This window comes from Mycobacterium sp. FW102-FHT13B02 (genome assembly GCF_058790275.1).
Window position 1 is genome coordinate 34,243 of record NZ_JBYTCM010000013.1, and the last position, 26,415, is coordinate 60,657.

Sequence of the window (26,415 nt, forward strand, 5' to 3'; positions counted from 1 at the left end):
CATAGGGTTAGAGTTATGTCAAGTTGTTCCGCGCAAACAGAACGGTAGGGGGCGGCCGCGCCGCAGCCGTGCAGGCGCGCCGAGAGTTCACGCGATTTTTCTTCGGCCCGGGGCGAGCGCAGCGACGGGGAATATGGATTGGCCGAGCTGAGCGATGAAACTCGATGAGCTACTTCACAGTCGGCAGATCAGGACTGGACACGTCATAGGTGTGCCCCGGCTGGGTCAATAGTGCCCCCAACTTCAGCGCCTTCTCTTCGGTGCGGTCGGTGGTCCCCCAGATGACCTCACGACCGTCGTCCAGGGTCAAGGTGACGCCGGCGACCGATGGCGCTCCGACCCGCGCGACCTGGCTGAACACCTCGGGGCGCAGCGACAACAACACCTCGAGGGCGGCCAGCGTCGCGGGATCCTTCGGCCCGGGATTCTCGGCGTCGAGGTACGGCACGCCCTGCGGGGGCGGCTCGGTCGCGAAATCCACCCCGTCCCGGTCGAACAGGTGTGGGCCGTCCGGATAGTCCTTGGCCACCACCGGAACCCGCTCCACCACCGTGATGCGCAGGGTCGACGGGTACTCCCGCTGCACCCGGGCACTGGCCACACGCCGGATGGTGGCGACCCTTTCGGCCACCGCATCGGTGTTGACCTGAAGCAGCGGCGTGTCCGGTTTGACCGCGGCCGCCGCCGCCACCTCGTCCTCGGTCAGGGTCGTCACGCCGGTTACCACCGTGTGCCGGACGGCCATGATCGGCGTGAAGTACAGCACCAGCCCCAACGTGACCGCGAGCACGGCCGCCGCCGCAGACCACAACAACAGCTTCAAGCCACGGATGACGCCCCGCGTGGGCGCCTTGGGCTGCTCCGAGAGGCCGGCCGCCCGGCGCCGGGCTTCCTGGTGCGCCTGCTCCAGGGCCCTGGCCCGTTCCAGCGCGATCCGCCGTTCCTCCCGCTCCCGGCGGGCGCGGCGACGGGGCCCTTCGTAGTCCGGTGACGCGGGATCAGCCGCCGCGGCATCCGACGCGCTGTCCTCGGCTGCGGGTTCTGCTGCCGCGGTGTCCGGCTCGGCCGCCTCAGGTGCGACGTCTTCGGTCGTGTTGTCCTGCGTCACAACCGGATCCGGCTCCCCCGAGCCATCCTCCACGGTCACGGCGTGGGCCGTCCCGGAGCGGCGCGGTCGGCCTTGACCTCGAGTGCGGTCAAGATTTCGCGTCCCAGCAGGGTGACGTCGCCGGCACCCATGGTGACGATGACGTCACCGGGACCGGCCTTGGCCGCCACCTGCTCGGCGACCGCCGAGAAGTCCGGCACGTAATGCACCGGGGCCGAGACGTGTTCGACGATGCTCGCGCCACTGACCCCGGCCATCGGGGCCTCGCGTGCGGCGTACACGTCAAGCACGAACACCTCGTCCGCACGGTCGAGTGCCTGGCCGAACTCCTTCGCGAAAGTCTTTGTCCGCGAATACAGGTGGGGCTGGAACACCACGATGGACCGCGACGTACCGGCCACGGCCCGCAGCGCTTCCAGGGTCGCCCGGACCTCGGTGGGATGATGTGCGTAGTCATCGAAAACCCGGACGCCATAAGCGGTTCCGACGGCCTCGAAGCGCCGCCGCACGCCTTCGAACCCGGTCAGGCCGTCGAGCACGACCTCGGGATCGGCGCCGACCTCGCGGGCCGCCAGTAGCGCGGCCAGCGCGTTGAGTGCCATGTGCTTGCCCGGCACCGACAGCCGCATGCCGCGGCGGTGCGGCTCGCCCGCCAGCTGGACGGCGGCCACCCCGCCGGTGCCCTGCTGCTGCCAGGTCAGCAACGTCGCTTCCAGATCCGTGCGCTGTGCACTGCCCATGCCGTACCGCAGCACGCGGACCCCACGCTCGATCGACCGCTGGGCCAGGGCTTCCGCGCCCGGGTCGTCGGCACACACCACGAGCGCACCGCCGGGACGCAACCGGGCCACGAAATCGTCGAACACCGCGGTGTAGGCCTCGACGCTGCCGAAGTGATCCAGGTGATCGGCCTCGATGTTGGTCACGACCGCGACGTCGGGGGTGTATTCGAGCAGCGAACCGTCGCTCTCGTCGGCTTCGGCGACGAAGCAGTCACCACTGCCGTGGTGGGCATTGGTGCCGGCCTCGCCCAGGTCGCCACCGACGGCGAACGACGGATCAAAACCACTGTGCTGCAACGCCACGATGACCATCGAGGTCGTTGTGGTCTTGCCATGGGTGCCGGTCACCAGCACCGAGCGGTAGCCGTCCATCAGCTTGGCGAGTACCACCGGGCGCATGATCACCGGGATGCCCCGCCGCTGCGCCTCCACCAGTTCGGGGTTGTCCTTGGGGATGGCGGCGTGTGTGCTGACGACGACGGTCGGACCGCCGGGCAGCATGTCCAGGGACGACGCGTCGTGCCCGATCCGGATCTCGGCACCGCGCGCCCGCAGCGCCGCGACCCCACGCGACTCCTTGGCATCCGAGCCCGACACCTGGCCGCCACGGTCCAGCAGGATCCGCGCGATGCCGGACATGCCGGCACCGCCGATACCGACCATGTGCACCCGAGCCAGCTCGGGCGGCAGCTCGCGCGCCGTCACCGGATACCCGCTGCGATATCAAGAGCGATCTGCGCCACCTGCCGGGCCGCGTCGCGATGGCCGGCCAGTGCAGCCGCCGTCGTCATCTGATCCAGTGCGGCGGTGTCGCCCATCAAAGTTCCGATCCGTTCGGTGACGAAGTCCGGTGTCAGCTCGGCGTCGTCGACCAACAGGCCGCCGCCGGCATCGACCACCGGGAGTGCATTGAGTCGCTGCTCGCCGTTGCCGATCGGCAGCGGTACGTAGACCGCGGGCAGACCGACCGCACTGACCTCGGCGACAGTCATGGCCCCGGACCGGCAGATCGCCAGATCCGCTGCGGCATAGGCCAAATCCATGCGGTCGAGGTACGGCACACCGATATACGGCGGACTGCCCGGCGCCGGCTCCGGCAACTCCAAGGTGTTCTTGCGACCGTAGGCGTGCAGGACCGCAACGCCTTGTGCGGCGAGGTTCTTGGCCGCTCCGGACACGGCGCGGTTCAGCGACTGCGCGCCCTGGGAGCCGCCGAACACCAGCAGGACGCGGGCGTCGGGGGCGAAACCGAAGAATTCCCGGGCTTGCGCGCGCAGCGCGGCCCGGTCCAGTGAGGTGATCGACTCCCGCACCGGGATGCCGACGACCTCGCCGCGCCGCAGACCAGAATCCGGCACCGCGGCCAGCACCCGGCGCGCCGAACGGGCGCCGACCTTGTTTGCCCAGCCGGCGCTGGCGTTGGCCTCGTGCACCACCACCGGAACCGTGCGGCGCCGGCGCAGCCCACCGCCGCGGGCGGCGAGGTAGGCGGGCAGCGAGACATAGCCGCCGAAACCCACGACGACGTCGGCCTGGACCGAGTCGAGGATGTCACGTGTCTCGCGAACCGCGGCGCGGACCCGCATGGGCAGCCGGGCCAGGTCAGCAGAAGGCTTGCGCGGAAACGGAACCGGGGTGATCAGCTGGAGGTCGTAGCCACGCTCGGGGATCAGGCGGGTTTCCAGCCCACGGGCGGTGCCGAGGGCAGTGATCCGGACGTCGGGGCGCAGCGCCACCAAGGCGTCGGCGACCGCCATCGCGGGCTCGATGTGACCTGCGGTGCCGCCTCCGGCCAGAACCACCGAGATGCTCCGGGTTTCCCCGTCGCTCCGCTCGCCTCCGGGCCTTTCCCCGTCGCTCCGCTCGCCTCCGTCCGAACTCACACCCAATCCTGACTCACCCGTACCGCTGACCTTCCAATGTGCGAACCCGTGGGTCCGACCGGCGCGGGTCACGTCTTTGTTGACCCTTGAGGTCACCATTTTGCCTTGCGCGCCGTCCGGCGCCGTCGCCCGGTACGGGGTTGCCGCGCTTGCTGCGGCTGTGGTCCGCGCGCCGGTCCGGTTCCTCGGCTCGTCGCGTCCGCCTCGGGGCGTCGGCCCGGCGCTGCCTGGCGGGCGGTTCCCGCCTACCGGCCTGACGGGTGGGTCGCGCCGATTTCGTGGGCTTTGCCGGTTTGGCGGGGTTGGTCTGCCGGGCGGCAGGCTTGCGAACGGGCTTGTCGGCACGGCCGCGCACCCGGTCCCGGGCCGAGTCCGGGTCGGTCGGCGAATACGGCACCGGCAGCGGCAGTCGCAGGATCCGGTTCATCCGGTCGTCGCGACCGGCCCGCAGCGCGGCCACCGCCTCAGGCTCGTGACGCGCCGCATTGGCGATCAGGCCGATCAGCAGAAGTGTTGTGGCCGTTGCTGTTCCGCCGGCAGAGATGAGAGGCAGCTGGATGCCGGTCACGGGCAGCAGGCCGAGCACGTAACCGACGTTGATGAACACCTGGCCGACCACCCACAGCGTCGTGGTGGCGGTCAGCAGCCGCAGGAACGGGTCGACCGACCGGCGGGCGATCCGCATACCGGTGTAGGCGAACAGGCCGAACAGGCACAGCATGCCCACCGCGCCGACGAACCCCAGCTCTTCGCCGATGATGGCGAAGATGAAGTCGTTGTGCGCATTGGGCAGGTAGTTGAACTTCGCGGTCCCCTGCCCCAGGCCGTCACCGAACATGCCGCCATTGGCCAGTGCGTATTTGGCCTGGCGGGACTGGTATCCGATACCCAGCAGATCGGAGTCGGGATCCAGCCAGGCCCGCACGCGGTCCGAGCGGTAACCGGCGGACACCGCGAGCATCGCGGCCGCGCCGACCGCCGCCAGCAGCGAGGTGGCGAAGATCTTCAGCGACAGGCCGGCGTACCAGAGCAGGCCCAGCAGGATGATGCCGACCGACACCGTCTGGCCGAGGTCAGGCTCGGCGACGATCAGGCCCAGGGCCAGCACCGCCGCCGGTACCAGCGGAAACAGCAGTTCTTTCAGGCCGGCGTGCTGCATGCGGCGCGTCGCCAGCAGGTGCGATCCCCAGATCGCGAAGGCGATCTTGGTCAGCTCGGACGGCTGCATGGAGAAACCGGCGACGACGAACCAGCCGCGGGCACCGTTCGACAGGTGGCCGATGCCGGGGATCAGCACCAACGCGATCAACACCAGGCTGACGATGAAGGCCGGCAGCGCCATCCGGCGCATGAACGAGATGGGTAGACGTAGCGCGATGTAGAACGCGAACAGGCCGATGACCGTCCAGAGCACCTGCTTGGCGAAGATGGTCCAGGGCGAGCCGTCCTCGTCGTACGAGTGCACGCCCGAGGCGGAGAGCACCATGGTCAGGCCCAGCGTGATGAGCAAAGCCGCGCATGCGATGACCAGGTGGAACGATGTCATCGGCCGGCTCAGCCAGGCCCCGAACCGCGCCCGGGGACCCTGCCGCGTGGGCGCGGCGGGCTGGGCGGCGTCTTTGGCGGGCTGGCCACCGTCCGAAGCGGTGGCGCCGTCGGCCGGCGTCGAGTCGTCGGCGCCGTCCGGGCCGGCTTTGCTCCGGCGGAGCTTCGCAAGGATATCCGGCATGTGACTACCCGACCTCGTTATTCACATTGGTCACGAAAACCACAACTGTCCCTTGCATCCCAAAATCCTCCCCTGTCACCGTCGTCGGGCGCGGCACATCCGGCGCGTGTCGCCGGAATGGGGTGATTTGCCAGGAACTTGTGACATCACGACGTTCACGAATGCGCGGCCGGTACGTCATCCCGGATCGATGACCTGGGTGCACGCCCCGGGGAACCCGGGGCGCGGGTCAGCTCTTCATTGCCGCAACGGTCTTGACGAGCACGTCCTTCGCGACCTGCGGGTCGATGTCGGCCTGCACGACGGCAACCGTCTTGTCGCCCAGGACTGCGGTATAGGTGGTTTCCTCGATGGCCTTGCCATTGGCGGTGATGTGCGCCTGCACACCCATGGTCTTTGCGCCGGCGATCTCGGGACCGGGCACGCGTTCGACCGTCGCGGTGACACCGTCGGTCGTATCGACGGTGAGGTGATCGCAGCCGGAGTGGCCGAGTTCGCCGACGGTCTTATCGGCCTCCGCCGCCATGACGATGATGGTGTGGGCCTCCTGGTCGCTGCCGATGAAGCCCGCCGTCTTGGCTCCGACGCCGGCCGGCGCGAGCGGCTTGAGCAGCGACGCACACTCGGCGGGAGTGACGACCGACGGCGGCGTCGTGGTCAGTGCGCCGACACCGGGCGCGTCGAGCTTCTCCTGAGTGACGGTGTCCCGCTCCAGATCCATGGGGTCAAAACCCGGCGGCAGGCTGGACTTGGCGCCGCCGACCTTCGAAATGTCGTACTTCGCCGCGGCCTCGCTGCCTCCGGACTTGCTGTCCGAGCCGCCGCAGCCGGCGAGCAACGCCGCACCAACCACCACGACAACCGGCCCGACCAGGTATTTCTCGACATTCATGGCGCGACCCTAACAGCGGCTACCGGCCCCCCGGCGCACCTGCTGGATGTTGGCTGGGAGCCGTGTCTAGCGGCCACCGGCAGAGAGCCACTCGCTGTAGAACAGTGCCACCCCGAGCCCGCAGGCAATGGCGGTGAGCAACCAGAATCTGATGATCACGGTGGTTTCGGCCCAGCCGGCCAGCTCGAAGTGATGATGGAACGGCGCCATTCGGAACACCCGGCGACCGGTGGTCCGGAACGCGAGAATCTGCACCACCACCGAGGTGACCTCGGCGACGAACAGGGCGCCCAGCACAATGGCCAGCGTCTCGGTGCGGCTGGTCACCGACAGGCCGGCGATGATGCCGCCGAGTGCCAGGGAGCCGGTGTCGCCCATGAAGATCTTGGCCGGCGCGGCATTCCACCAGAGGAAGCCGATGCAGGCGCCCGCCGTCGCGGCCGCGACCAGTGCCAGGTCCAGCGGATCGCGGACGTTGTAGCAGCCCGGCCCCGGGCTGGTGGCGCACGCGTTGCGGTACTGCCAGAACGTGATCAGCACGTATGCGGCGCTGACCATCGCCATGGCGCCGGCGGCCAGGCCGTCCAGACCGTCGGTGAAGTTCACCGCGTTGGACCACGCGCTCACCAGCACCACGACGAACAACACGAACAGCAGCGGGCCCAGGGTGACGGTGGCGATCTCGCGCACGTAGGACAGGCCGGCACTCCCCGGTGTCAGACCGTTGGCGTTGCGGAACTGCAGCACCAGAGCGCCGAACAGAACGGCGGACACCAGCTGCCCGACGGTCTTGGCGGTCTTGTTCAGGCCCAGGTTGCGGGATCGCCGGATCTTGATCAGATCGTCGATGAAGCCGACCGCACCCAGCGAAGTGGCCAGGCCGAGCACCAGCAGACCGGAAGCCGACGGCCCTTCGCCGTCGACCAGCAGACCCACCACGTGGGTGCCCAGGTACCCGCACCAGATACCGGTGACGATCGCGACGCCACCCATCGACGGCGTTCCGCGTTTCTTCTGGTGGCTGGCCGGACCGTCCTCGCGGATCTCGTGGCCGAAGCCGCGCCGGGTGAACAGCCGGATCAGCACCGGCGTCAGCACGATCGACACCGCGAGCGCGATGCCGACGGCGAACAGGATCTGAATCACGCTTGCCCCTCCCGCGCCAGCTCCTCAGCCAGTGCGCCGAGCCCCGCCGAATTCGAGGCCTTGACCAGCACGACATCGCCGGGCTCCAGCTCGGCGCGCAGCAAATCGAGCGCGGCACCGGCATCGGGGACCGGCGATACCTCGCTGCCCCACGAGCCTTCCATCACCGCGCCGTGTTGCATGGCGCCCATAGTCCTCCCGGTTCCGACGACAACCAGTCGTGAGACATCTAAACGCACGGCCAGTCGACCGATGCTGTCATGTTCGGCAATCGCGTCATCACCCAGTTCTGCCATCTCGCCGAGCACCGCCCAGCTACGCACCGGCGCACCGGTCTCGGCGCGCGCCGACTTGGCCATCCAGGCCAGTGCCTTGAGACCCGCCCGCATCGAATCGGGATTGGCGTTGTAGGCGTCGTTCACCACCACGACTCCGTCAGCGCGAGTCGTGACCTGCATGCGGTGCTTGGAGACGGGTCCGGCGCCGGCGAGCGCGTCGGCCACCTGCTGCAGGGTCGCGCCACATTCCAGCGCCACCGCCGCCGCGCTGAGCGCGTTGGACACCTGATGATCACCATGCACCGCCAGTGCGACGTCGACCTGCTGGTCCCCCGCATGCAGCGAGAAGCGGGGGCGGGCCAACTCGTCGAGGCTGACGTCACCGGCCCAGACATCGGCACCGGGCGACCGGGAGACGTGCACCACGCGGGCCGCGGTGGTCTCCGCCATCGCCGCCACGGCGGCGTCGTCGGCGTTGAGGATGACGACACCGGTGGCCGGTACCGCTTGCGGCAGTTCGGATTTCGTCGCCGCGATGACCTCGCGTGAGCCGAACTCGCCGAGATGTGCGGTGCCGACGTTGAGCACCACACCGATCGACGGGGGCGCGATCGCGGCGAGGGCCGCGATGTTCCCAGGGTGCCGCGCGGACATCTCCAGCACCAGGAAGTCGGTGTCCGGGGTGGCTCGCAGCACCGTCCACGGATGGCCGAGCTCGTTGTTGAACGATCCCGGCGGCGCGATCACTTCGCCCAGCGGTGCCAGCACCGCGGCCAGCAGATCCTTGGTCGACGTCTTGCCCGACGAGCCGGTGACACCGATGATCCGCAGTCCGCCGGCAGCCAACCGGTCGGCCACCGCGCGGGCCAGCTTGCCCAGGGCGGCCAGCACTGCGGCGCCCGAACCATCGGCGTCGTGCTCAAGCGCACCCGAGGATGAATCAACCTGCCCGGCGACAGGTTTCACGACGATGGCCGGCACGCCGACCGGCCGGGCCGCCAACACCGCGACGGCGCCGGCCGCCACCGCGCCTGCGGCAAAGTCGTGTCCGTCCGACCGGGCGCCCGGCAGGGCCAGGAACAACCCGCCCGCGGTGACGGCCCGCGAGTCGAACTCCACGGTCCCGGTCACCCGGGTCGACGCCGCGGCATCGGCGGTGATGTCGGACAGCTCGCCGCCGACGATGTCGGCGATCTCTGCCAGGGTCAGGTCGATCATGCGGGTGACTCCCCAGTCTTCACGGTCGCGGCATGCAGGACCTGATCCAAAGAGGCGGCCAACTCGTCACGATCGTCAAAAGGACGAGTACTGCCTGCGCGGGTCTGACCCGACTCGTGTCCCTTCCCCGCGACCAGGACGGTGTCGCCGGCTCGGGCCCAGCCGACGGCATGGTCGATGGCCGCCCGCCGGTCACCGATCACCACCACCTCGGCCGATCCGTCGGCGGCACCCGCCGCGATGGTGGCCCGGATCAGGTCGGGGTCTTCGTCACGCGGGTTGTCATCGGTGATCACAACCAGGTCCGCGAGTTCCGCGGCGATGCGTCCCATCGGTTCGCGTTTGCCGGCGTCGCGGTTGCCGCCGGCGCCGAACACCACGGCCAGCCGGCCCTGGGTCTGCGGGCGCAGCGTCTGCAGCACGGCCTCCAGGGCGCCGGGCTTGTGCGCATAGTCGACGAGGGCCAGGAAATCCTGCCCACGGTCGATGCGCTGTAGGCGGCCGGGCACGCTGGCGGTGGCCAGTCCCGGCGCTGCCTGCTCCGGGGTGACGCCCACGGCGTCGAGCAGTGCGACGGCCAACAGCGCGTTGGCGACGTTGTAACCGCCGGGCAGGCCGATCCGCAGCCCGTGCCGGACGCCGTCGGGCCCGATAGCGGTGAACTGCTGACCACCGCGGTCGGCCTCGATATCGGCGATGGTCCAGTTGGCGTCGCCTGTGGTGCTGACGGTCACCGGGTCGGCGGCCCGGGCGGCCATCCGGCGGCCCCAGTCGTCGTCGACACACACGACCGACACGGCAGCATGGTTGGGCGAATCCGGTTGGAACAGGCGGGCTTTGGCGTCCAGGTAGTCCTCCATCGTCGGATGGAAGTCCAGGTGGTCCCGGGACAGGTTGGTGAAACCCCCGGCGGCAAAGCGCAGCGAGTCCACCCGGCCCAGTGACAACGCGTGGCTGGACACCTCCATGACCACGGTGTCCACGCCACGCTCGACCATGGTGGCCAGCAGCGCCTGCAGCGCCGGGGCCTCGGGAGTGGTCAGCGAACTCGGCAGGTCGCGGCCGTCGATCCGGATGCCGACGGTGCCGATCAGACCGGCCACCCGCCCGGCGGCGCGCAGTCCGGCTTCGACCAGATAGGTGGTCGTGGTCTTGCCGGAGGTCCCGGTGATGCCGATGACGCGCAACCGCTCGGATGGCCGGCCGTAGATCTCGGCGGCGACTTCACCCAGTACCGCACGCGGGTCGGGGTGGACGAGAACGGGCACGGTGACATCGAGCAGGTCCAGGCCGGCCGCGTCGGTCAGCACCGCCGCGGCGCCGACAGCGACCGCATCGGCGGCGAACCGGGCACCGTGTGCGGCCGATCCCGGCAGCGCCGCGAACAGATCCCCGGCGACGACATCCCGGCTGCTCAGCGTGACGCCGGTGACCCGCAACTCCCGGACCTGCGAATCGGATGACAGCGCTGCGCCGACGTGGTCGGCCAACAAGCCCAGTGCGGCTCCGACAGGGTCAGCGGGGCGCAAGGTAGGCGAAGACATGGCCATGACACAGTACCGGGCCGGATACGGGCACCTGCCCGGTCAGGTGGCCTGCAGGATCAACGGCGGACCCGGGTCCGGTGACAGCGGCACGTTCTCGCGCTGCATCAGCCACGCCGCGATGTTGTGGTAGAGCCCGGCCATCGAGTGCCCAGGAGTTCCGTCAGGGTTGCGCTGCGGGTTGTTGGCCATGATGCCCACGACGTACCGCGGATCGTCGGCCGGCGCCATACCGGCGAAGGTGATCCAGTAGTGGTCGTCGTAGTAGCAGCCGCACGCCGGGTTGATCTGCTGCGCGGTACCGGTCTTGCCGGCCATCTGGTAGCCCTCGACGGCGCCCGGCCAGCCGGTGCCCTGCTGGGTACCGCGCGGGTCCCGCTGAAGTATCGCGCGGAACATGTTGCGCACCGTTTTTGCGGTCTCGGGCGACACCACCCGGACGGTTTCCGGCGCCTTCTGGTCCTGGTGGGTGCCGTCGGCCGAGACGACCGACTTCACGATGCGCGGCGGGATGCGCACGCCGTCGTTCGCGATCGCCTGGTACATGCCGGTCATCTGCAACAGTGTCATCGAAAGACCTTGGCCGATGGGCAGGTTCGCGAACGAGCTGCCCGACCATTGATCGATCGGCGGAACCAGACCCGAACTCTCGCCTGGCAACCCGGAACCCGTGCGCTGGCCGAGGCCGAACTTCGTCAGCATGTCGGCGAACCGTTCCGGACCGACCCGCTGCGCCAGCATCAGCGTGCCGATGTTCGAGGACTTCCCGAAGACGCCGGTGGTGGTGTACGGGTCAACGCCATGGCCCCACGCGTCGTGGATGGTGACGCCACCCATGTTGTACGTACCCGGGACCTGCAGCACCTCATCGGGATTCGACAGGCCGAACTCGATGACCGAGGCCGCGGTGACGATCTTGTTGACCGAACCCGGTTCGAAAGGCGACGTCACGGGCAGGTTGCCCATCTGCTTGTCGTCCTGCCGGCTCAGCTCCTGCGCCGGGTCGAACGTGTTGTCGTTCGTCATGGCCAGAATCTCACCGGTTTTCGCGTCCAGGACCACGGCGGAGACGTCGTGCGCCCCGGACATGTCCTTGGCCTGCTGCACCTGCTGCTGGACGTAGTACTGGATGTCGTTGTCGAGGGTGAGCTGCACCGTCGCGCCGTTGATGGCGTCGTGCCGGTCCCGGTAGCTGCCGGGGATCACCACGCCGTCCGAACCGCGGTCGTAGGTGACCGATCCGTCGGTGCCGGAAAGCTTTGCGTCGAAGGAGTCTTCGAGCCCGAGTAGGCCGTGGCCGTCCCAGCCGATATCGCCGACGATGTTGGCGGCCAGCGAGCCACCCGGGTACTGCCGGATATCCTGACGCTCGGCACCCACCTCGGGGTACTTCTTGGTGATGGCGTCGGAGACCGCCGGATCGACCGCCCGGGCCAGGTAGACGAACGAATCCCTGCCGGTGATCTTCTTGGCCAGGGTCGCGGCATCGGGCTTGTTGTTCAGCAGACCGGCCACGCCGACCGCGATCTCGTTGAGGCGCTTGTCCGGGTCCGGCGCCGCCGGGGTCTTCGCCTTCGCCTCGGTCAGCTGCTGACGAATTCGGTTGGGCTGGAAGGTCAGGGCCCGCGCCTCGATGGTGAACGCCAGCTTGGCGTTGTTGCGGTCGACGATGCTGCCGCGCACCGCCTTCTCCACGTCGGTGACCTTGAGCTGACTGGCGGCCTCGGCGCGCAGACCCGCCGCACGCGGGCCCTGCAGGAAGAACAACTGCACGGCCGCCGTCACCAGCACCAGCGCGATGACGATGTTGCCGGCTTTGTGGCGGAACCCGAACGAGCCGGTCCGCCCCTCGGGTACGACAGCCTCGCGGGTCCGTCGGTCGCGGGCCGAATGCGGTTGCGCGGTGCGCGGTTTGGCGGCGGGCTGCCGCTTGCGCGGCGCGCCCGTCCGCGTAGCGCCGGGCTTGCTCGGGCGCGTGCCGCTCATGCGGGAAGGCCGGGGGCGGGCTGCACCGGCAGCGGGGCCGGAACCGGAGCCGGGACCTGCGCCGGAACCGGAACCTGCGCAGCCGGCACGGGCAGCGCGGCCTCAGGCTGCTGGGCCGGCCCAGGCAGGGTGCCCTGCCCGGGCACCGGGAGGGCCGGTGCGGCGGGGAAGGGAGCCGCGAGCGCGGGCGCGGGGACTGCGAGCACCGGAGCCGCGGGCGCCGGCGGACGTACGACCTGCTCGCGCGGGTCCACCACCACCGGTGCGGGAGCGGCAGCCGGGGCCGGAACCGCACCCGGGACCGGAATGGCGCCTGGGACCGCTACAGCGCCCGGGACCGGAACGGGCGCGGCAGCCGGCGCCGGGGCGGGAGCAGCGGCGGGCGCCGAGACCCGGGCGGGCGCCGGGGCGGGCGGGGCCGCCTCGGGCAGCGGCGTGTTCAGGGGTGGCGGCGGAACCCCCTGCGCCGGCTTGGGACTACCGACCAGCAGCCAATTGCCGGTCGGATCCTGCACCAGGTGCGCGGTGTCGCGGGACGGGATCATGCCGAGGTTGCGGGCCGCATCGGCGAGTGCCGGCGCGGCCTGCGCCACCAGCACGTCACGCTCGAGGGCCTCTTTCTGTTGCTGCAGAGCCTGATTGATCTCTTTGGCGCGGCCCAGTTCGTAGGACCGCTCTGCCGCCGAGGTCGACAGCCACAGCGTGACGCCGAGACCCATGCCGAGCGCACCGATGATCAGCACGACGAAGGGCACCCGCGCGATCAGGCGCCGCGGGTTCAGGTCCATCTCGGCAATACGGATGATCAGCCGCTCCCGCAGCGGCGTGCGAACAACCTTGGGCGCCTTGGCCTTACGCGCCTTGGCTCGAGCCTTGGCCTGAGAGGCACTCTTGGGGCGCGACGGTGCCGCAGCAGGCCGGGCGAACGGCGTGGTCTGCGGACCGGCACCGGTGGGCTTGGACCGCTGGGGCCGGACGTCGCGCTTGCCACGCTTGACGCGGGCGTCAGTCTTGTTGTCGCGCCCCGCTTCCCGCTTGCCGACGTCGCGCCGGGCCTCGGGCTCGTCGCCGCGGCGGGTCCGCCCTCCGGTGCGCCGGCGCGGGTCCGGGTCGGTGCCCCGTCGAGTGCCACCGCTGCGTACCGGTGCTGGCCGCTTTGCCATCACAGACCTCCCCTTGTGACAACTTTTTCCAGTGCGCGCAGCCGAACCGATGCGCTACGTGGATTCAATTCGAGTTCGTGTTCGTCGGCCCGCTCGGCGCCTCGCGTCAGCGAGATGAAGAGCGGCTCGTAGCCGGGTAACTCCATGGGCAGACCCTCCGGAGTGCGCGATGCGATGGCATCGGCGAAGTAGCCCTTGACGATTCGGTCTTCCAGCGACTGATAGGCCTCCACCGCGATGCGACCGCCGGGTCGCAGCGCGTCCAGCGCCGCCGGTATCGCCGCGCGCAGGCAGTCCAGCTCTCCGTTGACCTCGGTGCGCAGCGCCTGGAACGTCCGCTTGGCGGGGTGGCCACCGGTCCGACGGGCCGGAGCCGGAATCACCGCGTACAGCAGCTCGACGAGTTCGGTCGTCGTCGTGAACGGGCGACGGCCCCGTTCCCGGACGATCGCGCCGGCGATGCGGGAGGCGAACTTCTCCTCGCCGTACTCGCGCAGCACGCGGGTGAGCGCCTTGGCGTCATAGGTGTTCAGGATGTCGGCCGCGGTCAGGCCCGAAGTCTGGTCCATCCGCATGTCCAATGGCGCGTCCTGCGCGTAGGCGAAACCGCGTTCGGCCTGGTCGAGCTGCATGGAGGACACCCCGAGGTCGAACAGGATGGCATCCAATTCGCCTGGGCGGTAACCGGATTGGGTCAGTGCGTCGTCGATGCCGTCGTACGCGGTGTGCACCAGGTGCACGCGGTCACCGAACGGTGCGAGCCGCTCCCCCGCCAGCCGCAGCGCGGTCTGGTCCCGGTCCAGGCCGATGAGTGTCAGACCGGGAAAGCGCGTCAGGAAGGCTTCGGAGTGCCCACCGGCACCCAACGTCGCGTCGATCATGACGGCGCCGCTGCCGTCGGCGTCGCGCCGGCTGAGTGCCGGGGCGAGCAGCTCGACACAGCGGTCCAGCATCACCGGGATGTGCGGCCGGCGATCGGTCAACGCAACACCCCCAAAAGGCTTCAGCTGGTGGATTTGTGCGGCCCCTGCAACGAGGTCTCTGTCCGAGTTCGCGGACCTGACGTTGGGGAAGTACGCCAGGGCCGGTTCGGGCAGAGGCCACGCTGCACGGGCCTGCAGGTCAATGGGTGCTGCCGAGCGCTTCATCGCTTGCCGCGGAGAAGTTCTCTTCGTGAGTGGATTGGTAGGTCTGCCAGGCCGCGGCATCCCAAATTTCGAGGTAGTCGACCGCACCGATCACGACGCATTCCTTGGTGAGGCTCGCGTAGCGACGGTGGTCGGCGGACAGGGTGATGCGGCCCTGAGCGTCGGGGTGCTGCTCGTCGGCGCCTGCGGCAAAAACGCGCAGGTCGGCACGAGCGGCGGGGTCATTCCGGGGAGTACTCGCCACACGGCGGGCAATCTCTTCTTCGAACTCGACCCTCGGGTACACGGCGAGGCTGTGATCTGGACTTTTGGCGACCATCAACCCTCCTGCCAGTGCGTCGCGGAACTTGGCGGGCAACGTCAGTCGCCCCTTGTCGTCGAGCTTCGGCGTGTAGGTACCCAGGAACATCAGGCACCTCCCACGACTCCGGAGTCCGGTCTCTCCGACGTCCGCCACATTACCCCACAATCCCCCACTTCTCTCCATTCAAAGTCTAAAAATGGCCTTATCTGCCCCACCTCACGCAGTAATCACGAGAACCCTGCAGTGAAGGACGGCGGCAAACGGCCTGGATGCGCGCTAAAACCGCAGTTAAATGGCCATGCGAGGATGCGGTGGGGCAATGTGGGGAACCGCGGAGCCCAGCCCCTGCAAAATCGCCGCGCCGCGACCGCCGGCAAATTTCGCTACCAACCCGGCGTGTCTGGGAGTCACACCCCTCGAGGGGCGGCGAAAACAAAAAACAGGGGCAGCCGAATCGGCTACCCCTGCATCACGCGTCGGCGTTTATTCGTCGAACCTGCGACGGAATCGATCTTCCATCCGGTTTGTGAAGGAATTACCGGCGCGAGCACGCTTGGACTTGCCGCCGGCCGGCGCCGACTTCTCCTTGGAGAGCACCCGTGGGCCGGTCACGGCGAACACCGCACCGGCAAACATCACCACGAAACCGATCACGCTCAGGATCGGCAGCTGGTTGACCCACAGAATCCGAAATGCCACGCCCAGCACCAACAGCGCCAGACCCAAGACGAACAACCCCGCGCCCTGTAGCCGCCGGCGCGCCGACGGCGCGTGCAGCGTGCCGCCCCGGACGCTCGAAGCGAACTTCGGGTCCTCGGCGTACAGCGCACTCTCGATCTGGTCGAGCATGCGCTGCTCATGATCGGAGAGTGGCATCCGCGCCTCCCAATTCACACCGCTGCCCGCAGCGGCTCCTGACGTCTGCACCCGTGGTCACGGATCCCTAACAGTCATGATACGAGGTCACACAGACACGTACCACATACTTCAGACTCCCGAATTGTAAGACTGGGACGTCGGCCGGGCGACAGCGCCTGCTGCGCAACCCGACACCAACGTTCCCTGCTGCACCGAAAGGCTCACACCGTGGCGACGCTGCTGACCGATCTGTCGCCGGCTGACATGCAGCACCGACTCGACGACGCGTTGTCCGTCTACGTCGACGCCATGCGCTACCCGCGCGGCACCGAACGCCAGCGCGCCTCGATGTGGCTGGAACACACCCGGCGTGACGGGTGGACCGGCGTTGCCGCGTTCGAGGTTCCCTCGCCGGAAATGGCAGAAGGCGGGTCCATCGACTCGGCGCCCATGCTCGGCGTCGCCTACGGGTACCGCGGCGCACCCGATCAGTGGTGGTACCAACAGGTCGCCACGGGGCTGCGTCACGTCGGTACCCCGAGCGAACGCATCGACCAGCTGATGAATGGGTACTTCGAGCTCACCGAGCTGCACATCCACCCGCGCGCCCAGGGGCACGGGCTCGGCGAGGCACTCGCCCGCCGGCTGCTCGCCGGCGCCGCCGAATCGCACGTCCTGCTGTCGACGCCGGAGATCCTCGACGAAGGCAACCGGGCCTGGCGGCTTTACCGCCGGCTGGGTTTCCAGGACGTGATGCGCAGCTACTTCTTCCCCGGTGATCCGCGGCCGTTCGCCATTTTGGGCCGCGCCCTGCCACTCTGAAGCCCTGTGCACGCCCCATCTGGCACGATAACGGCGTGAACCGCCGCCGCCACCTGCGCGCCATGCTGCTGTTTCTGATGCTGCTCCCCCTCGCCGTCGGCTGCGTGCGCGTCCACACCTCACTCACCGTCTCGCCGGACGACCGGGTCTCGGGTCAGATCGTGGCCGCCGCCAAAGCCAAGAACTCGGACGACAAAGGTCCGCAGCTGACCAACAACCTGCCGTTCGCCCAGAAGGTGGCGGTCTCGGACTATCGCAAGGACGACTACGTCGGCTCCGAGGCGGTGTTCTCGGACCTGAGCTTCTCCGAGGTGCCCCAGCTGGCCAATCTGAGTCGTGACTCGGCCGGCGCCGACATCTCGCTGCGCCGTGCCGGCGACCTGGTGATCCTCGAAGGCCGCGTGGACCTGACCACGCTCAGCGATCCGGATTCCGACGTCACGCTGTCGGTGGCGTTCCCCGGCGACGTCACGTCGACCAACGGCGAGCGGGTGGCCAGCGACATCGTCCAGTGGAAACTCAAGCCCGGCGTCGTGAGCACCATGAAGGCCCAGGCACGCTACACCGACCCGAGCGCGCGCTCGTTCACCACGGCCGCGATCTGGATGGCCGTCCTGGCCTTCGCGATCGCGGGCGTCATCGGCGGCCTCGCCTACTGGAGCCGCGACCGGTCCCCCAAGTTCGCCACAGTGTCCGACGAGTGACTTCGCCCCAGTGTCCGATGAGTGACTTCACCACTGTGTCCGACGAGTGACTTTGTGACTGTGTCCGACCGCTGACCCGACACCCTCTAATCTGGATGCACTATTCCGGGGTCAGGAGAGGGGACGCGCGCTGAGCGTCGATGCCGCAGGTCCGTCGGCTGGCGAGCTGGCGAATGCCATCACAGATCAACTGCGCGACTATCTCGCCGAACGCCGGCGGGACAGCGCCTACATCGGCGACGCCTACGCCGAGGTGACGGGCGCACTCGAAGAGTTCGTGCTCCGCGGCGGCAAGCGGGTCCGCCCGGCGTTCGCCTACTGGGGCTGGCGCGCCGTGGCTCCCGACCCCGGCCACCCAGCCGACCCGGCGGTGTTGCGCCTGTTCTCCGCATTGGAACTGCTACAGGCCTGCGCTCTGGTCCACGATGACGTCATCGACTGTTCGGCAACCCGGCGCGGCCTGCCCACGGTGCACCGGCTGTTCGCCGACCGGCACCGCCGGCAGGGCTGGCGCGGCTCCTCGGAGCAGTTCGGATTGTCCGCGGCCATCCTGCTCGGCGACCTCGCGCTGTCGTGGGCCGACGACGTCGTCTCGAACGCCGACCTGTCCGCCGATGCGCGGCGGCGCGTCAACGAGGTGTGGGCGCACATCCGCACCGAGGTCCTCGGCGGGCAGTACCTCGACATCGTCGCCGAATCCAGCGGCGCCGACACCGTGGCTTCCGCGATGAACGTGAACTTGTACAAAACCGCGTCATACACCGTCACCCGGCCGCTGCAGCTGGGCGCCGCAGCGGCGGCCGACCGGCCCGACGTACAGAAGATCTTCCACGCGGTCGGCACCGATCTGGGCATCGCGTTCCAGCTGCGCGACGACGTGCTCGGCGTGTTCGGTGATCCGGCCGTCACCGGCAAGCCATCGGGTGACGACCTGCGCTCAGGCAAGCGCACGGTGCTGCTGGCCGAGGCCGTTGAGCTGGCCGAACGCGCCGACCCGGCCGCGGCGAGCCTGCTGCGCGACTCGATCGGGACCGACCTGACCGACGGCCAGGTCAGCGACCTGTGCGGCGTGATCGAGTCCGTGGGTGCGCTGGCCGCCGTCGAACAGCGCATCGCGCTGCTCACCGACCGCGGACTGGACGCCCTCGCGTCGTCCCCCATCGACGACCAGGCCAAGGCCGGACTCACCGAACTCGCCCGGCGGGCGTCGAACCGGTCCGCGTAGACACCGACGATGACCACCTCGACTACTGCGCCCGGGGCGCTGGCCCGGCTGATCACGTTCGGACGATCCGACGAGGGCCGCCCGGCGCTGCTCGGCTTCGCCGGCGCCATCCTGATCGCTCTGGGCGGGCTGGGTGCCGGCAGTACCCGGCAGCACGATCCGCTGCTGGAGTCGATGCACCTGTCCTGGTTCCGGTTCGGCCATGGGCTGGTGCTGTCGTCGATCCTGCTGTGGACCGGCGTGGCCCTGATGCTCGTCGCCTGGCTGGCACTGGGCCGGCGCGTGGTGGACCGCACGGCGACCGACTCCACGATGATCGCGACGACCGGCTTCTGGCTGGCCCCACTGCTGCTGAGCGTGCCGGTGTTCAGCCGCGACACCTACTCCTATCTGGCCCAGGGCGCGCTGCTGCGCGACGGGCTTGACCCCTACCTCGTCGGGCCGGTGGACAACCCGAACTCGTTGCTGGACAACGTGAGTCCGATCTGGACCACCACCACCGCGCCGTATGGGCCGGCATTCATCCTGGTGGCGAAATTCGTCACCATGATCGTCGGCGACCACGTGGTGCAGGGCACCATGCTACTGCGGCTGTGCATGCTGCCCGGTCTGGTCATGTTGATCTGGGCGGCGCCCCGGGTGGCCCGCCACGTCGGCGCCAACAGCGCTGCCGCCCTGTGGATTTGCGTCCTCAACCCGCTGGTGATCATCCATCTGATGGGCGGTGTCCACAACGAGATGCTGATGGTCGGGCTGATGATGGCCGCCATCGCGCTGACCTTCGAACGGCATCCCATCGCCGGCGTCAGCCTGATCGCCCTCGCGGTGGCGGTGAAAGCCACCGCGGGACTGGCACTTCCATTCATGGTGTGGGTCTGGATGCGCCAGTTGCGCGAACGACGCCCGTGGGGCGCCGTCCGCACCTGGATCGCGGCGACCGCCGCATCGGGAGCGATCTTCAGCGTGGTGTTCGCCGTGACCACGGTGGCGGCGGGCGTCGGGCTCGGCTGGCTGACCGCGTTGGCCGGCTCGGTGAAGATCGTGAACTGGCTGACCATCCCGACTGCTGTGGCCAACCTGATCCACGCCATCGGCGGGCTGTTCACCACCGTCAGCTTCTACGCGGTGCTGGACGTCACCCGCATCATCGGCATCGCGATCATCGCGATCTCCCTTCCGTTGCTGTGGTGGCGATTCCGCCACACCGACCGGGAGGCGCTGATCGGCATCGCGCTGGTGATGGCCGTCGTCGTGCTGTTCGTGCCCGCCGCGCTGCCCTGGTACTACACGTGGCCGCTGGCGATCGTCTCAGCACTGGCGCAGAGCCGGTCGGCGATCGCGCTGATCGCCGGGTTCTCGACCTGGATCATGGTGATCTTCAAACCCGACGGATCGCACGGCATGTACTCCTGGCTGCATGTCATCCTGGCGACGGGATGCGCCGTGGCAGCGTGGTACTCGCTGGCCCACGCGCCGGAGCCGCAGACGGCGACAGCCGAGCCGGCTAGTACCCCATAGCCTGGGCGCGCCGCAGCACTTCCCTGGCCTGGTGCGAATGCAGCGCGTCGACCGGACGCGCGTTGGTGGTGCGTTCGGTGCTCCCGTCGCGGCTCAGCGTCAGCGACTCGTCCGCGGTGAACAGCCAACGCACGATGTCGGTTTCGTGGTAGCCACCGTCGCGCAACACGACGAGCAGGCCCGGCAGCTGCTTGACCACTTGCCCCTTCGCGTCGAAGAAGATCTTGGGCACCACGATGGCACCGCCCCGGCGCACTCCGATGAGGTGCCCGTCCCGGAGCTGCTGGTGCACTTTGGTCACCGGAATACCCAGCATGGATGCCACTGCGGGAAGGTCGTAGACCGCTTCATCGGGATCGATAACGTCCTCGGCGGCCGGAATGCTGCTCACCCAGGAGATTCTAGAGCCGTACGATTGCCAGGTGCAGCCATCCCACCAACCCGACCCCCTGATCGGTGCGGTGCTGGACGGGCGCTACCGGGTGGATGCCCCGATCGCCAGCGGCGGCATGTCGACGGTGTACCGCGGCCTGGACACCCGGCTTGACCGGCTGGTCGCACTCAAGGTCATGGATTCGCGGTACTCCGGTGATCAGCAGTTCCTGACCCGGTTCCAGCGCGAGGCCCGCGCCGCCGCCGGTTTGAAAAGTCCTGGGCTGGTAGCGGTTTACGACCAAGGCGGCGGAGACATCAGCCGGGCGGCGCCTTATCTCGTCATGGAACTCGTCGAGGGCGGCACGCTGCGCGAGTTGCTGCGCGAGCGCGGACCCATGCCCCCACACGCGGTGGCGGCCGTGCTGGCCCCCATGCTCGACGGCCTCGCGGTGGCCCACCAGGCCGGCCTGGTGCATCGCGACATCAAGCCCGAGAACGTCCTGATCTCCGACAGCGGTGAGGTCAAGATCGCCGACTTCGGGCTGGTGCGCGCGGTAGCTGAGGCCAAGATCACATCGACGAGCGTCATCCTCGGCACCGCGGCGTACCTCTCCCCCGAACAGGTGAGCACCGGGGACGCCGACCCGCGCAGCGACGTCTACTCCGTCGGCATCCTGGCGTACGAACTCCTGACGGGCACCGCGCCGTTCACCGGTGACAGCCCACTCAGCGTCGCGTATCAGCGACTGGACCAGGACGTGCCACTGCCGAGCGCGGCAATCGCCGGTGTGCCAAAGCAATTCGACGACCTGGTGGCGTGCGCGACGGCCCGCGTGCCCGACGACCGCTACCTCGATGCCGGCGACATGGCGGCAGAGCTGGCCGCGATCGTCACCGATCTGGGCCTGCCCGAATTCCGCGTGCCGGCACCGCACAATTCGGCGCAGCACACCGCGGCGGCTGCCCAAAGCGGCCGGGCTGAGCGCACCACGGTGGCGACGGGCCGGGCACCGGCCCCGAAGCCGGCGCCGCAGCACACGCTGCAGTTCACCATGGACCCGGCGATGGACCCCGCGCTACTGGAATCACCCGTGGTCGCAAAGCAATTCGCGGGCATCGACCTCGACGACTTCGCCTGGGCCCGGCAGCGCTCGCGGCGCGCCGTGCTCTTCTGGGTCATCGCGATCCTCACGCTGACAGCGCTGGTCGCCGCCGGCGCCTGGACGCTCGGCACCAATATCAACGGGCTGTTCTAGAACGCCGAATGGCCACCTACCACGCGGATTTCTCGAGAATCGCGCGGTAAGCGGCCACCGCCGGGCGGTTCTAGTCGCGGAGCATCTCCGCGACCAGGAACGCCAATTCCAGGCTCTGCTGAGTGTTCAGGCGCGGGTCGCACGCCGTCTCGTAGCGGCCGGCCAGGTCGTCGTCGGAGATATCCTGTGCGCCACCAAGACATTCGGTGACGTTCTCGCCGGTGATCTCGACGTGGATGCCGCCCGGGTGGGTGCCCAGCGCGCGGTGCACCTCGAAGAAGCCCTGCACCTCGTCGACGATGCGGTCGAAGTGCCGGGTCTTGTAGCCCGTCGAGCTCTCGTGGGTGTTGCCGTGCATGGGGTCGCACTGCCAGATGACCTGATGGCCGGAGGCTTCCACCTTCTGGATGATGCCCGGCAGCACGTCGCGCACCTTGCCGTTACCCATCCGGCTGACCAGCGTGAGCCGGCCCGGAATGTTGTGCGGGTCAAGGCGTTCCACGTACTCGACGGCCATCTCGGGCGTCGTCGTGGGGCCGATCTTGATGCCGATGGGGTTGGCGATGGTCTCCACGAACGCGATGTGCGCATGGTCGAGCTGACGGGTGCGCTCGCCGATCCAGACGTAGTGCGCAGACAGGTCGTACAGGCGCGGTTCGCCGAACTCCGTGGACAGCCGCAGCATGGCGCGCTCGTAGTCGAGCACCAGCGCCTCGTGGCTGGCGTAGATCTCGGCGGTCTGCAGGTTGCGGTCGTTGACGCCGCAGGCCGTCATGAAGTTCAGCCCGCGGTCGATCTCGCCGGCCAGCGCCTCGTACCGGGCACCCGCCGGCGACGTGCGGACGAACTCGCGGTTCCATTCGTGCACCTGCTGCAGCGACGCCAGGCCCGACGAGGTCAGCGCCCGGACCAGGTTCATCGCGGCGCTCGCGTTGGCGTAGGCGCGCACCAGACGCGACGCGTCGTGCACCCGCACCGCGGGGTCCGGGTCGAAACCGTTGACCATGTCACCGCGGTAGGACGTCAGGCCCAGCGAGTCGATGTCCGACGAGCGCGGCTTGGCGTACTGCCCGGCGATGCGGGCCACCTTGACCACCGGCATGCTGGCGCCGTAGGTCAGCACGACGGCCATCTGCAGCAGGGTCCGGATGTTGGCCCGGATGTGCGGCTCGGTGTTGTCGACGAACGTCTCGGCGCAGTCGCCCCCCTGCAGCAGGAACGCCTTGCCCTGCGCCACGTCGGCCAGCTGCAGCTTGAGCTTCTCGATCTCGGACGGCACGGTGATGGGCGGCACGCTCTCGAGCACCTTGCGCATCGCGGCAGCCTGGTCCGCGGGCCAGCTGGGCTGCTGCGCGGCCGGGCGGGACAGCGCGTCGGCAAGGCGCGCGTGCAGGTCCCCGGGCAGCGGGGGCAGCTCGGGCAGCTGGTCGATGGGTACGTCGACGGTCCAGTTCACGTGTCTATGGTACCGGCGCCGACCAGCGAGTATTTACCCACCAAGACGCCCCTGGATCGACGGATTCGGGACCACCGGGAGAAAACCGGGCCCCGTGCGCGACTATTGACGATGTGGAGTGCGAGATTGCTCGGGAGGCGCTGTCCGCGCGGATGGACGGCGAGCACGAACCCGTGCCCGCGCGCCGCGTCGACGAGCATCTGGCGTCCTGCCCGGACTGCCGGCAGTGGCACGACGAGCTGAACAGCCAGATGGAGCTCTTGCGCGGACTCATCGCCTCTGACCGCACGCGCGTCACCGCAGTGGCCGACACCGTCTCCCATCCTGCCCTGCCCGACAACGGCGCCGGCATCGACTGGGTGCGCGGCAGCCTCGCGGCGGTGGGCGCCATCCAGATCGTGCTCGCCGTACTCCAGGCGGCGGGCGTCAGCATCGGCGTGCATGTCGGCCATTCGATGGGCGGCCACGTGGTCAACGAATCGACGGCCTGGTCTGTCGCGCTCGGCATCGCCATGCTGGTCGCCGCCGCCCGGCCCGCCGCGGCCATGGGCCTGGCCATCGTCGGCGGGGTGTTCACGTCGGTGCTCGCCGGCTACGTCGTCGTCGACGGACTGACCGGCGCGGTCGGTGCGGTACGCATGCTGAGCCATCTGCCGGCGCTGGCCGGTGTGGTGCTGACCGTGCTGGTGTGGCGTCGCCATACCAGCGAGCCGCCCCGGCCGGATCGCGACGCGGCGCCCACGCTCGACGACATCACGCTGCCGGACAACGCCTCGCGCGGGCGCCGCCGGGGCCATCTGTGGCCCACCGACGGCAACGCGGCCTGAGCCACTGCTTCAGACCATCACGGCGAACATGATCGCCATCCCGGCCGCCGCCATCGCCTGGCAGGCGATGGCGAACCACAGGTGCGCCGGAGCGTCGGGGCGCTGCTGCCGCACCGTGAAGTAGCGGATGGCCCACCACACCGCCGCGACGCCGAACACCGCGGTAACCGCCCAGTTCACGACGCCGACCCACTCCGGCGGGTGCCCGCAGCCACCCATCGAGCCGGAATGCGTCGCCATGCCGGACATGTCCATGCCCGGCATGGACGGCATCGACGACGGCTCCGGTGCGTCGGCAACCGTCCCGGTGCACTGCGCAGGCAGCACCCGCCCATCCATCACCGCATACATCCACGCCATCGCCAGCATCATCACCGCGTGATAGCCGTCGGCGACCCGGTGTCCGGTGCGGGCCAGCAGGACCACGACGAACCATCCGGCCGCCACCAGGAAGAGCACCATGGGCGGCCGGTTCGGCACCGCCATCCCCGCCGGCCATGCCATGACCAGCATCGCCACCGCCATCAGCAGATGCAGCACGCGGCTGGTCTGGTCGATCCAGGTCCGGTTCTCGCGGGCCGTGACCAGGGCATACACGCATTGCGCCGCACTCAGGAGGAACAGCCCGGTCACGAACAACCGGAGCCAGATGTCGGCGATCACTGGAGCACCTGCCGGCGCTGACGCCAACCCAGTGCGACGTCGACCGCCACGAACAGGGCAAGGGTGAGGCCGAACAGCGGGGCGAAGGTACCCACGCCGGCGAGCACCAGCACGAGCAGCACCGCCTCGTAGGGCCGTAGCGCCGACAGCGCGCCGCGCCGCCGGCCGGTGGGCAGCGCGAACCCGGCACCGCGGGTCGGCCGCCGTCGCCACCACATGCGGTAGCCCAGCAGGATCGCCGCGATCATCGCGATGGCCACCGCGATCAACGCCAGCTGGTTGACCAGGCCGAACAGGATGCCCATGTGCAGATCGATGACCCAGTCGGTCATCTTGGCCATGGGCGGCCAGTCGGCGAAGTCGAGCCGCGACGTCACCTTGTTCGTGGCGGGGTCGACGACGATCGCGTCGTACTGCGTCGGCCAGTCGCGTTTGCGTTCGGCCACCTGCCAGCCCTGTCCGCTGGTCGCCGGCGGATACATCCACATCGGGGTCCGCAGGTGCGCATCGCGTGCGACCTGCCGCGTAGCGTCCGCTCCACGTAGCGCGGTGGCCTCGTCCAGCGTCGCGCCGGCCGTCTGCCCCGGTAGCGCGGTGTCGACCGACGGGCTGGTCCAGCTCAGCTGTGTCCGCAGCTGGGCGACGTTCTCCCCCGCGAACCGGGACCATGTCATGCCCGACACCGCCAGCAGCGCGACCGCCGCGAGGATCCAGACCCCGAGGGTGCCGTGCCACGACAGCAACCGGCGCCGCCCCGCCGCCCGCACATCCGGGACGACCAGCCGGCGCGGCTGTCCCTTGTTGTGTCCGATCCACAGCAGCAGGCCGACACCGGCGATCACCCACGACCAGCTGGCCGCCAGCTCGCTGTAGTTGCGTCCGAAGGCCCCGAGGTGCAGGTTGCGGTGCAGTTCGTCGAACCAGGCGCGCACCGGCAGCCACTGGCCGTACGTGGTCAGGGCGCCACGGACCGCGCCGGTGTACGGGTCGACGAACACCGTGCGCGCGTAGTCGGCCGGGACGTCGTCCACCGCGAGCGTCACCTGCGTCGTCTCGTCCGGTGCGGCGGGCGGCCGGATGCTGGTGACGGTGCCCTCCGGGTGCGCTGCGCGGACCGACGCCAGTTGGGCCGCCAACGGCAACTGGCGGTCCCCGACATGGTCGACGGTGAGTTCGTGCCGGTACACCGCGCTGTCGATCTGCGGGATCAGCGCGTACAGCAGCCCGGTGACCGCTGCGATCAGGATGAACGGCGCGACGAACAGACCGGCGTAGAAGTGCAACCGCAGCAAGGCCGGGCGAAAGCGCTTCCACAGCGATGGATCGGACGTTGCGGGGACGTCCGATCCAGGCAGTTGGGTGTGGCTCACAATTTGTATTGGTCGGCCCGCGCCGCCAGGAGTTCCTGCGGCCGGAAAATTTCTACGACACCTGGTCGTAGACTGGGCGTGATCAGTTCTTCAGGTGGAAGGCCGGTATTTCGATGGGCACGGACGAGGCGCCGTCGCCGCGCCAGGCCAGCAGATTCGC

The 26,415-nt window shown here is 69.1% G+C and carries 23 protein-coding genes; 6 read left to right on the forward strand and 17 right to left on the reverse strand.

What is annotated here, in order from left to right:
- Positions 1-169 precede the first annotated feature (169 nt).
- The 13 genes from AC3WTE_RS20825 to AC3WTE_RS20885 form a co-directional block, all read right to left on the reverse strand.
- Positions 170-1,147 carry a cell division protein FtsQ/DivIB gene (locus tag AC3WTE_RS20825; protein WP_492440520.1) on the reverse strand — a complete coding sequence of 326 codons (978 nt, stop codon included), beginning with the start codon at positions 1,145-1,147 and terminating at the stop codon, positions 170-172.
- Complete coding sequence (murC, locus tag AC3WTE_RS20830; RefSeq protein WP_492440709.1) at positions 1,144-2,553, reverse strand: UDP-N-acetylmuramate--L-alanine ligase; 1,410 nt, start codon at positions 2,551-2,553, stop codon at positions 1,144-1,146. The genes AC3WTE_RS20825 and murC overlap by 4 nt, the downstream gene beginning before the upstream one ends.
- A gap of 38 nt (positions 2,554-2,591) precedes the next feature.
- The gene (gene murG, locus AC3WTE_RS20835) at positions 2,592-3,692 is read right to left on the reverse strand and encodes an undecaprenyldiphospho-muramoylpentapeptide beta-N-acetylglucosaminyltransferase (protein WP_492440521.1); all 1,101 of its coding nucleotides are present in this window, start codon (positions 3,690-3,692) and stop codon (positions 2,592-2,594) included.
- Between the two features lie 94 nt (positions 3,693-3,786).
- Positions 3,787-5,502, reverse strand: coding sequence for a putative lipid II flippase FtsW (gene ftsW / locus AC3WTE_RS20840; protein ID WP_492440523.1), 1,716 nt, complete (start codon positions 5,500-5,502; stop codon positions 3,787-3,789).
- 229 nt (positions 5,503-5,731) lie between these two features.
- Positions 5,732-6,394, reverse strand: coding sequence for a DUF5642 family protein (locus AC3WTE_RS20845; protein WP_492440525.1), 663 nt, complete (start codon positions 6,392-6,394; stop codon positions 5,732-5,734).
- Positions 6,395-6,460: 66 nt separating this feature from the next.
- Positions 6,461-7,540, reverse strand: a complete 1,080-nt coding sequence (mraY, locus tag AC3WTE_RS20850; RefSeq protein WP_459369381.1) for a phospho-N-acetylmuramoyl-pentapeptide-transferase — start codon at positions 7,538-7,540, stop codon at positions 6,461-6,463.
- Complete coding sequence (locus tag AC3WTE_RS20855) at positions 7,537-9,036, reverse strand: UDP-N-acetylmuramoyl-tripeptide--D-alanyl-D-alanine ligase (protein ID WP_492440526.1); 1,500 nt, start codon at positions 9,034-9,036, stop codon at positions 7,537-7,539. Before AC3WTE_RS20855 ends, mraY begins: the two co-directional genes overlap by 4 nt.
- Complete coding sequence (locus AC3WTE_RS20860) at positions 9,033-10,586, reverse strand: UDP-N-acetylmuramoyl-L-alanyl-D-glutamate--2,6-diaminopimelate ligase (RefSeq protein ID WP_492440528.1); 1,554 nt, start codon at positions 10,584-10,586, stop codon at positions 9,033-9,035. The genes AC3WTE_RS20855 and AC3WTE_RS20860 overlap by 4 nt, the downstream gene beginning before the upstream one ends.
- A gap of 36 nt (positions 10,587-10,622) precedes the next feature.
- Positions 10,623-12,566: a peptidoglycan D,D-transpeptidase FtsI family protein gene (locus AC3WTE_RS20865; RefSeq protein ID WP_492440530.1), complete on the reverse strand. Its 1,944-nt coding sequence runs from the start codon at positions 12,564-12,566 to the stop codon at positions 10,623-10,625.
- Complete coding sequence (ftsL, locus tag AC3WTE_RS20870) at positions 12,563-13,729, reverse strand: cell division protein FtsL (RefSeq protein WP_492440532.1); 1,167 nt, start codon at positions 13,727-13,729, stop codon at positions 12,563-12,565. The genes AC3WTE_RS20865 and ftsL overlap by 4 nt, the downstream gene beginning before the upstream one ends.
- Positions 13,729-14,877: a 16S rRNA (cytosine(1402)-N(4))-methyltransferase RsmH gene (gene rsmH, locus AC3WTE_RS20875; protein WP_492440533.1), complete on the reverse strand. Its 1,149-nt coding sequence runs from the start codon at positions 14,875-14,877 to the stop codon at positions 13,729-13,731. The genes ftsL and rsmH overlap by 1 nt, the downstream gene beginning before the upstream one ends.
- Positions 14,852-15,286, reverse strand: a complete 435-nt coding sequence (gene mraZ, locus AC3WTE_RS20880) for a division/cell wall cluster transcriptional repressor MraZ (RefSeq protein WP_492440535.1) — start codon at positions 15,284-15,286, stop codon at positions 14,852-14,854. The genes rsmH and mraZ overlap by 26 nt, the downstream gene beginning before the upstream one ends.
- 378 nt (positions 15,287-15,664) lie before the next feature.
- Entirely contained in the window at positions 15,665-16,057 is a 393-nt protein-coding gene (locus AC3WTE_RS20885; protein ID WP_492440537.1) for an SCO2097 family morphological protein, read from the reverse strand.
- Positions 16,058-16,267: 210 nt separating this feature from the next.
- Here AC3WTE_RS20885 and AC3WTE_RS20890 point away from each other — a divergent pair, with 210 nt between their 5' ends.
- From AC3WTE_RS20890 to AC3WTE_RS20905, 4 genes are all read left to right on the forward strand, one after another.
- Positions 16,268-16,861, forward strand: a complete 594-nt coding sequence (locus AC3WTE_RS20890; RefSeq protein WP_492440539.1) for a GNAT family N-acetyltransferase — start codon at positions 16,268-16,270, stop codon at positions 16,859-16,861.
- Between the two features lie 62 nt (positions 16,862-16,923).
- Positions 16,924-17,565, forward strand: coding sequence for an LppM family (lipo)protein (locus AC3WTE_RS20895; RefSeq protein WP_492440711.1), 642 nt, complete (start codon positions 16,924-16,926; stop codon positions 17,563-17,565).
- A gap of 166 nt (positions 17,566-17,731) precedes the next feature.
- Complete coding sequence (idsA2, locus tag AC3WTE_RS20900) at positions 17,732-18,790, forward strand: bifunctional (2E,6E)-farnesyl/geranyl diphosphate synthase (RefSeq protein ID WP_492440713.1); 1,059 nt, start codon at positions 17,732-17,734, stop codon at positions 18,788-18,790.
- A 9-nt stretch (positions 18,791-18,799) separates the two neighbouring features.
- Entirely contained in the window at positions 18,800-20,308 is a 1,509-nt protein-coding gene (locus AC3WTE_RS20905; protein ID WP_492440541.1) for an alpha-(1->6)-mannopyranosyltransferase A, read from the forward strand.
- Here AC3WTE_RS20905 and AC3WTE_RS20910 read toward each other — a convergent pair.
- Entirely contained in the window at positions 20,295-20,699 is a 405-nt protein-coding gene (locus AC3WTE_RS20910; RefSeq protein ID WP_492440543.1) for an Rv2175c family DNA-binding protein, read from the reverse strand. The two genes, AC3WTE_RS20905 and AC3WTE_RS20910, sit on opposite strands and share 14 nt — an antisense overlap.
- Between AC3WTE_RS20910 and AC3WTE_RS20915 the strand changes: the two genes are divergently transcribed.
- Entirely contained in the window at positions 20,689-21,939 is a 1,251-nt protein-coding gene (locus AC3WTE_RS20915; protein WP_492440545.1) for a protein kinase domain-containing protein, read from the forward strand. The genes AC3WTE_RS20910 and AC3WTE_RS20915 overlap by 11 nt on opposite strands.
- Positions 21,940-22,009: 70 nt before the next feature.
- Here AC3WTE_RS20915 and AC3WTE_RS20920 read toward each other — a convergent pair whose 3' ends face one another.
- Entirely contained in the window at positions 22,010-23,395 is a 1,386-nt protein-coding gene (locus tag AC3WTE_RS20920; RefSeq protein ID WP_492440547.1) for a class II 3-deoxy-7-phosphoheptulonate synthase, read from the reverse strand.
- Positions 23,396-23,508: 113 nt separating this feature from the next.
- Here AC3WTE_RS20920 and AC3WTE_RS20925 point away from each other — a divergent pair, with 113 nt between their 5' ends.
- Positions 23,509-24,222, forward strand: coding sequence for a zf-HC2 domain-containing protein (locus AC3WTE_RS20925; protein ID WP_492440548.1), 714 nt, complete (start codon positions 23,509-23,511; stop codon positions 24,220-24,222).
- Positions 24,223-24,231: 9 nt separating this feature from the next.
- Here the strand turns inward: AC3WTE_RS20925 and AC3WTE_RS20930 are convergent, their stop codons facing one another.
- Both AC3WTE_RS20930 and AC3WTE_RS20935 read right to left on the reverse strand, forming a co-directional pair.
- Positions 24,232-24,885: a DUF5134 domain-containing protein gene (locus AC3WTE_RS20930; protein WP_492440549.1), complete on the reverse strand. Its 654-nt coding sequence runs from the start codon at positions 24,883-24,885 to the stop codon at positions 24,232-24,234.
- Positions 24,882-26,255, reverse strand: coding sequence for a PepSY-associated TM helix domain-containing protein (locus AC3WTE_RS20935; RefSeq protein WP_492440550.1), 1,374 nt, complete (start codon positions 26,253-26,255; stop codon positions 24,882-24,884). Before AC3WTE_RS20935 ends, AC3WTE_RS20930 begins: the two co-directional genes overlap by 4 nt.
- Between the last annotated feature and the right edge of the window lie 160 nt (positions 26,256-26,415).